The following is a 12,345-nucleotide window of genomic DNA, read 5'->3' as shown; positions in this document are numbered from 1 at the left end:
AGCCACCCGGCTAAAAAAGCTTACGCTTGCGTCTCCATCCAGTCAGCCAGCGTATACAGCGTTGCGCCTTCTGCGGCCATATCCATAAACGCCTGAGCGCTGTCCTGCGGCTGAATATTCACCCCGCGACAACCGTCGGTAATGACATTCACGGTGTAGCCCAACTGGAGCGCATCCAGCACGGTGAACTTCACGCAGTAATCCGTCGCCAGGCCCAGCACAATCAGCTCGGTGATCTCATGGTGGCGTAACCACGCGTCCAGCGCCGTCTTCTGGCGGTGACCGTTATCAAAGAACGCGCTGTAGCTGTCGATGGTTGGGTTTTCACCTTTGTGGAACACCGCGTCGATGGCCTTCTGGTTCAGCAGCGGGTGCAGCTCAGCGCCTTCCTTCTGCTGCACGCAGTGATCGGGCCAGAAGGTTTGCGCCAGCCCGTCCAGTTCGCCCTGGCTGTAAGGCTCAACGTTGTGCTGGCTGGCAAAGCTGCCGTGGTTTGCCGGATGCCAGTCCTGACTCGCCACCACCGCTTCACCACGAGCCTTGCACCACGCAATCAGCGAATTCGCGACGTCTACGGTGCTGTCGCCTTCCGCGACGGCCAGTGCACCGCCCGCACAGAAATCATTTTGCAAATCGACCAGTAACAGGGCGCGTTGCTTCATGGGACCTCCTTATTCGTCCGGCGTCAGTTCACCGCGCAGGTTTTGCATCATGGCGCGGCGAATGGAATCAATATCCAGATCCTGACTCAGTAAATAGTGAAGTTTAGTCAGCGTTGCCTCAACGGTCATATCGAAACCACTGTTCACGCCAGCGTGCGCCAGAGCATTACCGGTGGCGTAGCCGCCCATATTGACCTTACCGGACATACACTGGGTGAGGTTGACCACCACAATCCCGCGATCGCTCGCCTCCTGAAGCTCTTTCAGGAACTCACCGTTCTGCGGGGCGTTACCCACACCATAAGAGCGCAGGATCAGCGCCTTCACCGGCTGGCGCAGGAAGTTGCGCACCACGTCGGCGGAAATACCCGGATAAATCGTCACCACGCCGATCGGCTGCGGGGTGATGGGGTGAACGATCAGTTCGCCTGCGGTATTTGGCGCGGGCGGCGTGCCCAGACGACGGATATGGATCCCCGCTTCCAGCAGCGGTTGCAGGTTAGGTGAGGCAAAAGCGTCAAAGCCGTCAGCGTGCGCTTTAGTGGTACGGTTCCCGCGGTACAGCCGGTTGTTGAAGAACAGCGTTACCTCGTTGATCGGGTAATTAGCGGCCACGTACAGGGAGTTAAGCAGGTTGATCTGCCCGTCTGAACGCAGTTCCGCCAGCGGGATCTGCGAGCCGGTCACGATGACGGGCTTGCTCAGGTTCTCCAGCATGAAGGAGAGCGCCGAGGCGGTGAACGCCATGGTGTCGGTGCCGTGCAGGATCACGAAGCCGTCATACTGGTCGTAATGGGCTTTAATATCGTCCGCAATATGCTGCCAGTCTTCCGGCGTCATGTCGGAGGAGTCCATCAGCGGCTCATATTCGTGAATGGTAAAGTCCGGCATTTCCGGACGGTGGAATTCAGGCATCAGCGCCAGCTGGCGCTGCAAGTGGCCGGAAACCGGGATATAGCCATTTTCTGAGCGCTGCATACCGATGGTACCGCCGGTATAGGCGACATAAATTGATTTCTTCTGCATGGTAATGAGTTCTTGTTCTTCAAAAGAAAAAATCCCCTCTTCACGGGAAGAGGGGACGGTTGTTAACGCACGTTCGCACAGGTCAGGCAAAACGCGTAGCGGCTTTGTGGATCATTAAAGGCTGCGAGCTTGTCGCTCTCCGCTTTCATGGCTTTCGCCGCGGTCGCCATCGGCGCCGGCAGATAAGCCTGAAGCGCGTCCGGCAGCATGGCACGGACGGAGCCGGACATGCTGTCCATGACCATATCGAAGAACGTCGGTTCGTCCTGATAATAGTCCACGTGCCACTGCTTGAGCTTCGCCAGCTCCGCCGCTTTCTTCACGGCGTCGTCGAAGTCACCCAGACTGTCTACCAGACCGTTGCTCTTCGCGTCCTGGCCGGTCCAGACGTGGCCCTGAGCGATCTGGTCAATCTGATCGGGCGTCTTTTTACGGGAGTCCGCAACCAGCGTGATGAAACGTTTATAGCCACTCTCAATGCTGAGCTGCATCATCTCAGACACCTCAGGCGGCAGGGATTTGGTAACGGACACGTCCGCCAGCGGCGAGGTGGAGACGCCGTCGGTGTGGACGCCGAGATAATCCAGGCTGTTCTCTACGGTGTTGATCACGCCGAAGATGCCAATCGAGCCGGTCAGCGTGCTTGGGTTAGCCACAATGTAGTTGGCTGGCGTCGAGATCCAGTATCCCCCGGAAGCCGCCATGCCGCCCATCGAGACCACTACCGGCTTGCCTGCGGCGCGCGCGGCGGCCAGTTCAGCACGGATTACTTCAGAGGCGCTGACGCTGCCGCCAGGGCTGTTCACCCGCAGGACAATCGCCTTCACTTTCGGATCCAGGCGCGCATCGCGGATCTGCGACGCGGTGGTGTCCCCGCCGACGTTCCCCGGCGTTTCTTCGCCATCCATAATGGCCCCGTTAGCAAACACCACGGCGATGCTGTCACCGCTGTCGTCCGGCTTTTTCGCGGCGTAGTCATACATGCTGATGGCGCTGTAGTTTTTATCCTCTTTACTCCAGCCGAACTGTTTGGTCAGCGCTTTTTCAATTTCAGCGCTGGAACCCAGCTGATCGACCAGTTTGTTATCAAGCGCGTATTTCGCTGTATCGCCGTCCACCTTGCGCAGGCCGTCCAGCACGCCGCGCGCGCCCGGGAAGACCTGCTCAGCGGTAATCTGACGGTTAGCGGCAATGGTGCCGAGGTAGTTCTGCCACAGCTCGCCAATCCAGCGGCTGTCCGCTTCACGGGCGGCAGGGGACATATCATCGCGGATAAACGGCTCCACGGCGGATTTATAGGTCCCGACGCGGAAGACGTGGGTGGTGACCTTCAGCTTGTCGAGCAGCGATTTGTAGTACAAACCATTAGTGGCAAAGCCATGCAGATCGACCGTGCCCTGTGGCGAAAGCCAGATCTTATTGGCAAAGCTCGCCAGATAATATTGTCCCTGGGTGTAGCTGTCGCCAATGGCAATAACCGGTTTACCGCTGTCGCGGAATTCGCGCAGCGCTTTACCGATGTACTGCATTGACGGCTGATCGGCGCCGGCAAAATCTTTCAGGTCCAGCACGATACCGGTAATGTTACGATCGTCTTTAGCCTGACGGATGGTGTCGACGATATCAAACAGGGAGTTTTCCTGAAGACGGTCTGACGTTGCGCCGAACAGCTGGCGACCAATCACGCCCAGACGGTTGCTGGTCGATGGCTTATCAACAATCACGCCGGTGATATCGAGTAACAACGCGCCGCGCGTCGAATGCTGCGACTGGGTTGCGTTGCTGATATGCATCCAGATACCTGCGCATACCAGGACCAGGAAGATGAAGAAGATGTTCATCACCAGGTTGCGGACGAAGTTGAGCAGTCGCCACGTCCATTTAAAGAAACCGGCAAAGATTCGCCAAAGGGTTCGCATGTATTCTCCCTAACCAGAAAAGGACTGTTTCCGTCGCCACGGGACGGTAATGTGCGGTTATCGTAATGACCCAACCGCCACTTGTCAGCAGGAATCGCCTGCCACGCTGTAACAAATTCTGCTGTCGTGTTAATTTTGTGAGTAAATTTCATGAAAGGAGTTAACCAATGGACGCACTTGAACTGCTTGTTAACCGTCGTAGCGCTTCCCGCCTGGCCGAACCGGCACCCGTCGGCGAGCAGCTGGAAAACATTCTGCGTGCCGGAATGCGTGCGCCGGACCATGGCACATTGCAGCCGTGGCACTTCTTTATCATTGAAGGCGAAGGGCGCGACCGCTTCAGCCAGCTGCTGGAGCAGGGGGCTGTTGCCGCAGGCCAGGATGAGAAGGGGATTGATAAAGCCCGCAGTGCGCCATTCCGCGCGCCGATGATCATCGCTGTCGTGGCGAAATGTCAGGCCGACCATAAGGTGCCGGTCTGGGAGCAGGAAATGTCCGCAGGCTGCGCGGTAATGGCGATGCAAATGGCCGCCGTCGCGCAGGGCTTCAATGGCATCTGGCGCACCGGACCGCTGACCGAGAGTTCGGTCGTGCGTGATGGCTTTGCCTGTGGTGAGCACGATAAAATTGTCGGCTTCCTCTATCTTGGCACCCCGCAGCTTAAAGCCTCCAGCACCATCAGCGTGCCAGACACCACGCCTTTCGTCAGCCGTTTCTGATAAGCCGCGCTAAACTGTCTGGATTCTGAGCATCCGCCGCAGAATTCAGACAGTCATACTTACCTCTTTATTGAATGAGCGCTACCATAGCGCGATTGAGATGACAGGAGACGTCCATGAGCGAGCAAACCATTCGTTTAACGCAATACAGCCACGGAGCCGGTTGCGGTTGTAAAATTTCCCCGAAAGTGCTGGAGACCATCCTGCACAGTGAACAGGCGAAGTTTGTCGACCCGAACCTGCTTGTCGGTAACGAAACGCGTGACGATGCAGCGGTTTATGACCTGGGTAACGGCACCAGCATTATCAGCACTACTGACTTCTTTATGCCGATTGTCGACAACCCGTTCGACTTCGGGCGCATTGCGGCCACCAACGCCATCAGCGATATCTTTGCGATGGGCGGTAAACCGATTATGGCGATCGCCATTCTGGGCTGGCCGATTAACACCCTCCCGCCGGAGATTGCCCGCGACGTGATCGAAGGCGGACGCTTTGCCTGCCAGCAGGCGGGTATTGTCCTGGCCGGTGGTCACTCTATCGATGCGCCGGAGCCGATCTTCGGCCTGGCCGTCACCGGCGTGGTGCCGACCGAGCGCGTGAAGCGCAACAGCACGGCGCAACCGGGCTGCAAATTGTTCCTCACCAAGCCGCTGGGCATTGGCGTACTGACCACTGCCGAGAAGAAATCCCTGCTGAAGCCCGAGCATATCGGTCTGGCAACGGAAGTGATGTGCCAGATGAACCTCGCCGGTGCGGCATTCGCCAATATCGACGGCGTGAAGGCCATGACCGACGTGACCGGTTTTGGTCTGCTGGGGCACCTCTCTGAAGTCTGTCAGGGCGCGGGCGTGCAGGCGCAGGTCTGGTATCAGGATGTGCCTAAGCTGCCGGGCGTGGAAGAGTACATTGCTCAGGGCGCAGTGCCGGGCGGGACGCAGCGCAACTTCGCCAGCTACGGCCATTTAATGGGCGAAATGCCGGAAGCGTGGCGTAACCTGCTGTGCGATCCGCAAACCTCCGGCGGCCTGCTGCTGGCGGTGACGCCGGAAGCTGAAGCTGACGTTCAGGCGACGGCTGCCGAGTTTGGCATCACCCTGACGGCCATTGGTGAGCTGGTGACCGCCCGCGGTGGTCGACCGATGATTGAGATCCGTTAATTCGATGCGGTTGTTTATTGCCGAAAAGCCGAGTCTGGCGCGTGCCATCGCCGATGTGCTGCCCAGGCCGCATCGCAAAGGCGACGGCTTTATCGAATGCGGTAACGGGCAGGTGGTCACCTGGTGTATCGGTCACCTGCTTGAACAGGCGCAGCCGGATGTCTACGACAGCCGCTACGCCCGCTGGAATCTCAACGATCTACCGATTGTGCCGGAAAAATGGCGTCTCCAACCGCGTCCTTCCGTCACCAAACAGCTCAACGTCATTAAGCGCTTCCTGCATGAGGCGACGGAAGTGGTCCACGCGGGTGACCCGGACAGGGAAGGGCAACTGCTGGTCGATGAAGTGCTGGACTACCTGGAGCTGGCGCCGGAAAAGCGCCAGCAGGTGCAGCGCTGCCTGATCAACGACCTCAACCCTCAGGCGGTAGAGCGGGCCATTTCACGCCTGCGCGCCAACAGCGAATTTATTCCCCTGTGTGTCTCCGCGCTGGCGCGTGCCCGTGCGGACTGGCTGTACGGGATCAACATGACCCGCGCCTACACCATTCTCGGGCGCAACGCGGGTTATCAGGGCGTACTCTCCGTCGGTCGTGTCCAGACACCGGTGCTGGGGCTGGTGGTGCGTCGCGACGAAGAGATCGAAAATTTCGTCGCCAAAGACTTCTTCGAAGTCAAAGCGCATATCGTCACGCCGAAAGACGAACGCTTTACCGCCGTCTGGCAGCCAAGCGATGCCTGTGAGTCATATCAGGACGAAGAGGGACGGCTGCTGCATCGCCCGCTGGCGGAGCACGTGGTCAACCGCATTACCGGCCAGCCCGCAATCGTCACCAGCTATAACGACAAACGGGAAACGGAGCCCGCACCGCTGCCGTTCTCCCTTTCGGCGTTGCAGATTGAGGCGGCTAAGCGCTTTGGTCTTAGCGCACAGAACGTGCTCGATATCTGCCAGAAGCTCTACGAAACCCACAAGCTGATCACCTATCCGCGTTCGGACAGCCGCTATCTGCCGGAAGAACACTTCGCCGGACGCCACTCGGTGATGAATGCCATTGGCGTCCATGCGCCGGATCTGTTGCCGCAACCGGCGGTAAACCCGGATACCCATAACCGCTGCTGGGACGATAAAAAAGTCGATGCTCACCACGCGATAATCCCGACGGCGCGCACCAGCAACGTCAACCTGACCGACAACGAAGCAAAGGTCTATAACCTGATCGCACGTCAGTATCTGATGCAGTTCTGCCCGGACGCGGTGTTCCGCAAGTGCGTTATTGAACTGGAGATTGCCAAAGGCAAATTTATCGCCAAAGCGCGTTTCCTCGCGGAAGCGGGCTGGCGCACGCTGCTCGGCAACAAAGAGCGTGACGAAGAGAACGACGGCACGCCGCTGCCGGTCGTGGCCAAAGGCGACGAACTGCTGTGCGAGAAGGGCGAAGTGGTTGAACGACAAACCCAGCCGCCGCGCCATTTCACCGACGCGACGCTGCTGTCGGCCATGACCGGCATCGCCCGTTTTGTGCAGGATAAAGATCTGAAGAAGATCCTGCGCGCCACCGACGGTCTGGGGACGGAGGCGACCCGCGCGGGGATCATCGAACTGCTCTTTAAGCGCGGCTTCCTGGAGAAAAAGGGACGTTACATCCATTCAACAGAACCGGGCCGGGCGCTAATTCATTCGCTGCCGGAGCTGGCCGCCAGGCCGGACATGACCGCGCACTGGGAGTCGGTGCTGACGCAGATCAGCGAAAAGCAGTGCCGTTATCAGGACTTTATGCAGCCGCTGGTAGGGACGCTTTATCAGCTGATTGACCAGGCGCGCAGTACGCCAGTGAAGCGATTCCGGGGAATGGTCGCCCCGGGCGGCGGGGCGAAGAAACCGTTCAAAAAGAAGAAAAGCGCAGCCAAAAATACAACCGCTTAAACCGTAGGCCGGGTAAGGCGAAGCCGCCACCCGGCGAAAGCCCCTCTGCGGCCTGAAAAAAGCCCGGTGGCGCTAACGCTTACCGGGCCTACAAGGGCGAGAATGCAGCGAAACTAAATCACACCCTGTCCGATCATCGCATCGGCCACCTTCACGAACCCGGCGATATTCGCCCCGCGCACGTAGTTAGTTTGCGAGGCCTCGCCGCCGTACTCCACGCAGGCGTGATGAATATCGAGCATGATGTGGTGCAGACGGGCATCCACTTTCTCTGCCTTCCAGCCCATTCTCGCGGCGTTTTGCGCCATTTCCAGACCGGATGTTGCCACGCCGCCAGCGTTCGCCGCCTTGCCTGGCGCAAACAGCACGCCCGCGTCCAGGAACAGGTCGGTCGCTTCAATAGTGGTGGGCATATTTGCCCCTTCCGCTACCGCTTTCACGCCATTGCTAATCAGCGTCCGGGCGGCATCCACGTCCAGTTCGTTTTGCGTCGCGCACGGCAGGGCGATATCCACCGGCACGCCCCACGGCTGTTTACCTTCCAGATAGGTCAGGCCAAATTCACGGGCATAATCCGCTACCCGACCGTCACGGCTGGCTTTGATTTCGCACAGACGCGCCAGTTTTTCTGCCGTAAAGCCAGCTTCATCCACCACGGTACCGCTGGAATCGGAGGCGGTCACCACGCGCGCGCCAAACGCCATCGCTTTCTCGATAGCGTACTGCGCCACGTTGCCGAAGCCGGAGACCGCCACGCGCATCCCCTCGAAGCTCAGCCCGTGACGCTTAAGCATCGCTTCGGTGAAATAGACCAGACCATAACCCGTCGCTTCCGGGCGAATCAGGCTACCGCCAAACGACAGACCTTTGCCGGTAAAGACGCAGGCGCTGTTGTTGGAGAGCTTTTTCATCATCCCGGCCATAAAGCCCACTTCACGCCCCCCCACGCCGATATCCCCGGCAGGAACGTCGGTGTCCGGCCCAAGGTGGCGATAGAGCTCAGTGACCAGCGCCTGGCAGAAGCGCATCACTTCGCCTTCGCTCTTGCCTTTCGGATCGAAATCACTCCCGCCTTTACCGCCGCCCATCGGCAGGGTAGTGAGCGCATTTTTAAAGGTCTGCTCGAAGCCGAGGAATTTCAGAATCGACAGGTTCACCGAGGGGTGGAAGCGCATCCCGCCCTTAAACGGCCCAATGGCGGAGTTAAACTGCACGCGCCACGCGCGGTTGACCTGCACCTGATTGCGGTCGTCCACCCACGCCACGCGGAACTGGATGACGCGCTCCGGCTCTACCAGACGTTCAAGCAGCGCCATCTGACGGTAACGCGGATTTTCCTCAAGGAAGGGCCACAGGGTGGTCATGACTTCACGAACGGCCTGGGCAAACTCGCTTTGGTGCGGGTCGCGCTGCTGAACATGGGCAAGAAAGCTTTCCAGAGAGCGTGTCTGATCCATAGATATAAGAACCTCTTATAATAATTTATGCGTGTGGCGTAGATGTTTTGTGTCGTTTTTTTGACTATACCACCCGCACCGCTTTGAGAGGCAAGCAGAAATTTATTCCGCAAGGGAAATTAATGACAGGGCGCGCGTCATAACCAAAAGCGATGACGAGATAAATTAAAGATCCCGTCCGGATCGACCGTTATAGATATAAACGATGCAAAGGAAATAAAGTCTATGAACCGTTACGCAATGGCCGCGTTATGTTTGATGGTGTCCGCCGGGGCACAGGCTGACCGCATTCGCCCGGATGTCGAGGTCAACGTGCCGCCAGAGGTTTTTAGCGCTGGCGGCCAGCGTGCGCAGCCGTGTAATCAGTGCTGTATCTATCAGGATCAAAACTATTCCGAAGGCGCAGTAGTCAGGGCAGATGGCGTGCTGTTGCAGTGCCAGCGTGATGAACGCACCCTCAGTACAAATCCGCTGGTCTGGCGTCGCGTAAAAGAATAAACGCTTCCAGCAGCGGTATATCCGCCGGGGCTAAAGCATACGTGAACGCGTCTTCTGGCGTGCACCATACCAGCGCCGAGTGATAATGCGCCTTCAGCTGACCGCTAAATTCAGGCACATGCCAGGCGTGGAGGTGAATCAGCCGCTGCGACACCTCCCGCTGGTGGCTTGCCACATACCGCGCGGGCACGGCTTCAATGCCGAGTTCTTCGCGCAGTTCGCGGATCAGCGCTTCCGGCTGGGTCTCACCGGCTTCAACCTTCCCGCCCGCAAATTCCCACATTCCTGGCTGATCGGCATGTTCGGGACGCTGCGCCAGCAAAATCTTGCCCTCTTTTTCGAGGATGGCCGCAACCACATCGAGTGTTTTCAGCATGTTCGTCAATAATTAATAGCGAAAAACGACATATTATCGTGCCCTTCCAAAGAGTCCAGTCATCAGGAGAATCAGTTGAAAGAGACATCCGCCTGGGTTGCGCCCATGGAAACCCTTCCCGTCAGCCTCAGCCCCATCGCCGCCATGCAGAAAAAACACTTCGGCGCGGTGCTGAACCCCACGCGCTGGTGGGGGTGTATGCCGCGTCTTTTCTGGCTGGTGGCGCTGTTTGTCGGCTATCTGGAGCGGCGCAAGGCGCGTTTGACGCCGGTTCTGCGATCGCTACTAATGACGCGGGTCTCGCAGATCTGCCACTGCGCATTTTGTATTGATGCCAACAGCCTGCGTCTGGCCGAGCGGAGCGGGGCGCTGGATAAAGTACAGGCCGTCAGCGACTGGCAAAATTCCACCCTGTTCAGCGAAGAGGAGCGCGCGGCGCTGGCCTATGCGGAAGCGGTCACCGCCACGCCGCCTCAGGTGGATGAAAATATCAAAAGTCTGCTGAAGCGCCACTTTACGGAAGAGACCATCACCGAAATGACGGCTCTGATTGCCTTTCAGAATCTTTCCGCCCGCTTTAACGCCGCGCTGGATATCCCGGCTCAGGGGCTGTGCGCCACGTTTAAAGGTAAACCGCATGCTGGATAAACATCTGCACCCCCGACTGAAACCCGGGTTAAATCAGCTGGCCGCCGCGCTGGATAGACCGTTTATCACGCCTGATGGCTTAACGCTCGCCGGGTTTGCGATTGGCGTGCTGGCGTTACCGTTTCTGGCGCTGGGCTGGTATCCGGCGGCGCTGATCGCCATTGTGCTGAACCGGCTGCTGGATGGTCTGGACGGCGCGCTGGCGCGTCGCCGTGGCCTGACGGACGCGGGAGGATTTCTTGATATCGCCCTCGACTTCCTGTTCTACGCCCTGGTGCCGTTTGGCTTTGCGCTGGCCGCTCCGGCTGATAACGCGATCGCCGCCGCCTGGCTGCTGTTCGCGTTTATGGGGACGGGCAGCAGCTTCCTGGCCTTTGCCGCGCTGGCGGGGAAGCATGATATCGACAATCCCGGCTATGCGCACAAGTCGCTTTATTACATTGGAGGATTAACGGAAGGAACGGAGACCATCGCGCTGTTTGTGCTGTGCTGCCTGTTTCCGGCGCATTTCGCGCTGTTTGCCTGGACATTTGGCGCGTTGTGCTGGCTGACCACCACAACGCGCATCTGGAGCGGTTATATCACGCTGAAATCACTTCCCCGCTAGCGTGCGCTTTCCGGTCCGCGCTCCCCGGTGGAGACCGGGTTCTGCGGATGGCTGCTCCATTCGTACCAGCCGCCGTCGTAGACGGCAACGTTCTGCCAGCCCATCGCGCGGGCGTACATAAAGGCTTCAGACGCGCGCCAGCCGGTACCACAGTAAAACGCAACGTGCTGCTCCGGCAGGATATTCCATGTTTTCCACATGGCGGCAATATCATCGGCGCTGCGCATGGTGCCATCCGGATTGTGGAAATCTTCCATGTGGGTCGCGTCGCTGCCCGCATGGCCCCAGCGCGCACCGGCAATCTCACCTTTTGGCTTGATATAGCTGTAGCCGCTGGTTTCACCGATAAACTCTGGCCAGGAACGAATGCTCACCAGCGAGGCGTCCTGACGGTGCAGCATTCCCCGGGCCTGCTCCATATCCACCATCAGCCGGGGCTGGCTCGGGATCGGCGCGCCAAAATCAGGGGCTGGCTTCACCTTTGCAGGCGTTCCGCGCTCAACGGGCAGGCTGGCGTCGGACCACGCCTTCCAGCCGCCATCCAGAATTCGCACATCCTTCACGCCCGCGTAGAGCATGATCTGCGCCACGCGCGCGGCGGCATACACGTCGCGACCGTACAGAATGACGGTGGTATCGTGACTGATCCCGTGCTTCGCCAGCATCGCTTTCAGCTTTTCGTCAGAGACCTTATTCCACAGCGGTTCGCTTTCCACTTCATTGGTGTCGATATAGCCCGCACCGGGAATGTGGCTCAGGAGATAAAGCTTCGGCGCACCCCAGCCAGCCTCGATCACCTTCCATTCTCCGGCTGGTGCGGCGGTAACGGGTTTGCCCTGCTGCAACTGGCGGATCCACTGCGGATAAACCAGCTGTTCGAAATGTGCCAGACGTTGCAGACGGTCGGATTGTTGCAGGGCATCGCTCAGGGTGGAGACGTGGGTAAAGCCCGCTTTCTCCAGCCGCGCTTTGACGGTCTGGTTGTCATCATCGTTGCCATAGAGCGCGACCGGCATGTCTGGCGTAAGCCGATGTTGTTTTGCCCAGCCGCTGAGCTGTTCATCGCTCATTGCCCCAAGCCAGCTGGCAGAGAGATTAAGCGCGGCGGGTTCATGCCCGGACTTTCCGCTCAGGGTCTGCGGCCAGCCGTTATAGAACGCACTGACGCGCGTATCAATTACCGCGCCGTTTTGCGCCTGGAGCTGGTCCAGCGTGAGGGAGTGGGGCATATCAGCCGCCGTGGAGGAGAGTGAGGCGAGGCCGCAGATCAGGGCCAGCGCGGTCAGTTGAGAAACACGTTTCATCGAAAAACCTGACGTCATTAAAAGAGGGGGGCATTGTCGTCT

General features: G+C 58.7%; 12 protein-coding genes. 6 read left to right on the top strand and 6 right to left on the bottom strand.

Annotated elements, in window-relative coordinates; all coding sequences use genetic code 11:
* Nucleotides 1-20: 20 nt before the first annotated feature.
* From pncA to sppA, 3 genes are all read right to left on the bottom strand, one after another.
* Complete coding sequence (pncA, locus tag SK54_RS14810) at nt 21-662, bottom strand: bifunctional nicotinamidase/pyrazinamidase (RefSeq protein ID WP_048247525.1); 642 nt, start codon at nt 660-662, stop codon at nt 21-23.
* Nucleotides 663-671: 9 nt separating this feature from the next.
* The gene (gene ansA / locus SK54_RS14805; RefSeq protein WP_048247523.1) at nt 672-1,688 is read right to left on the bottom strand and encodes an asparaginase; all 1,017 of its coding nucleotides are present in this window, start codon (nt 1,686-1,688) and stop codon (nt 672-674) included.
* 62 nt (nt 1,689-1,750) lie between these two features.
* Nucleotides 1,751-3,607 (bottom strand): signal peptide peptidase SppA, encoded by a 1,857-nt coding sequence (gene sppA / locus SK54_RS14800; protein ID WP_048247521.1) that lies wholly within the window; start codon nt 3,605-3,607, stop codon nt 1,751-1,753.
* A gap of 167 nt (nt 3,608-3,774) precedes the next feature.
* Between sppA and SK54_RS14795 the strand changes: the two genes are divergently transcribed.
* The 3 genes from SK54_RS14795 to SK54_RS14785 all read left to right on the top strand — a co-directional run bounded on the left by SK54_RS14795 (nt 3,775) and on the right by SK54_RS14785 (nt 7,413).
* Nucleotides 3,775-4,326 carry an NAD(P)H nitroreductase gene (locus SK54_RS14795; RefSeq protein WP_023296329.1) on the top strand — a complete coding sequence of 184 codons (552 nt, stop codon included), beginning with the start codon at nt 3,775-3,777 and terminating at the stop codon, nt 4,324-4,326.
* A 116-nt stretch (nt 4,327-4,442) separates the two neighbouring features.
* Complete coding sequence (selD, locus tag SK54_RS14790; RefSeq protein WP_048247519.1) at nt 4,443-5,486, top strand: selenide, water dikinase SelD; 1,044 nt, start codon at nt 4,443-4,445, stop codon at nt 5,484-5,486.
* Nucleotides 5,487-5,490: 4 nt separating this feature from the next.
* Nucleotides 5,491-7,413, top strand: coding sequence for a DNA topoisomerase III (locus SK54_RS14785; protein WP_017384681.1), 1,923 nt, complete (start codon nt 5,491-5,493; stop codon nt 7,411-7,413).
* A 113-nt stretch (nt 7,414-7,526) separates the two neighbouring features.
* Here the strand turns inward: SK54_RS14785 and gdhA are convergent, their stop codons facing one another.
* The gene (gdhA, locus tag SK54_RS14780; protein ID WP_048247517.1) at nt 7,527-8,870 is read right to left on the bottom strand and encodes an NADP-specific glutamate dehydrogenase; all 1,344 of its coding nucleotides are present in this window, start codon (nt 8,868-8,870) and stop codon (nt 7,527-7,529) included.
* 225 nt (nt 8,871-9,095) lie between these two features.
* Here gdhA and SK54_RS14775 point away from each other — a divergent pair, with 225 nt between their 5' ends.
* Nucleotides 9,096-9,368, top strand: a complete 273-nt coding sequence (locus SK54_RS14775; RefSeq protein ID WP_003857857.1) for a YnjH family protein — start codon at nt 9,096-9,098, stop codon at nt 9,366-9,368.
* Here the strand turns inward: SK54_RS14775 and SK54_RS14770 are convergent.
* Nucleotides 9,328-9,744, bottom strand: a complete 417-nt coding sequence (locus SK54_RS14770) for a pyrimidine (deoxy)nucleoside triphosphate diphosphatase (protein WP_017384679.1) — start codon at nt 9,742-9,744, stop codon at nt 9,328-9,330. The two genes, SK54_RS14775 and SK54_RS14770, sit on opposite strands and share 41 nt — an antisense overlap.
* A gap of 75 nt (nt 9,745-9,819) precedes the next feature.
* On the opposite strand from SK54_RS14770, the gene SK54_RS14765 reads away from it, so the two are divergent.
* Together SK54_RS14765 and SK54_RS14760 are read left to right on the top strand one after the other, a co-directional pair.
* Nucleotides 9,820-10,392 carry a carboxymuconolactone decarboxylase family protein gene (locus SK54_RS14765; RefSeq protein WP_048247514.1) on the top strand — a complete coding sequence of 191 codons (573 nt, stop codon included), beginning with the start codon at nt 9,820-9,822 and terminating at the stop codon, nt 10,390-10,392.
* A complete protein-coding gene (locus tag SK54_RS14760; protein ID WP_033487174.1) occupies nt 10,382-10,999 on the top strand; it encodes a CDP-alcohol phosphatidyltransferase family protein in 618 nt (205 codons plus the stop codon). The genes SK54_RS14765 and SK54_RS14760 overlap by 11 nt, the downstream gene beginning before the upstream one ends.
* On the opposite strand, the gene SK54_RS14755 is transcribed toward SK54_RS14760, so the two are convergent.
* Nucleotides 10,996-12,303, bottom strand: coding sequence for a sulfurtransferase (locus SK54_RS14755; RefSeq protein WP_048247959.1), 1,308 nt, complete (start codon nt 12,301-12,303; stop codon nt 10,996-10,998). The genes SK54_RS14760 and SK54_RS14755 overlap by 4 nt on opposite strands.
* Nucleotides 12,304-12,345 lie beyond the last annotated feature (42 nt).

Origin of the sequence: Enterobacter sp. MGH120 (genome assembly GCF_001037725.1) — a bacterium.
Lineage (GTDB): Bacteria > Pseudomonadota > Gammaproteobacteria > Enterobacterales > Enterobacteriaceae > Enterobacter > Enterobacter hormaechei_C.
Note: the sequence above shows the minus strand (reverse complement) of the source record. Positions and strands in the feature narration are given on the sequence as shown.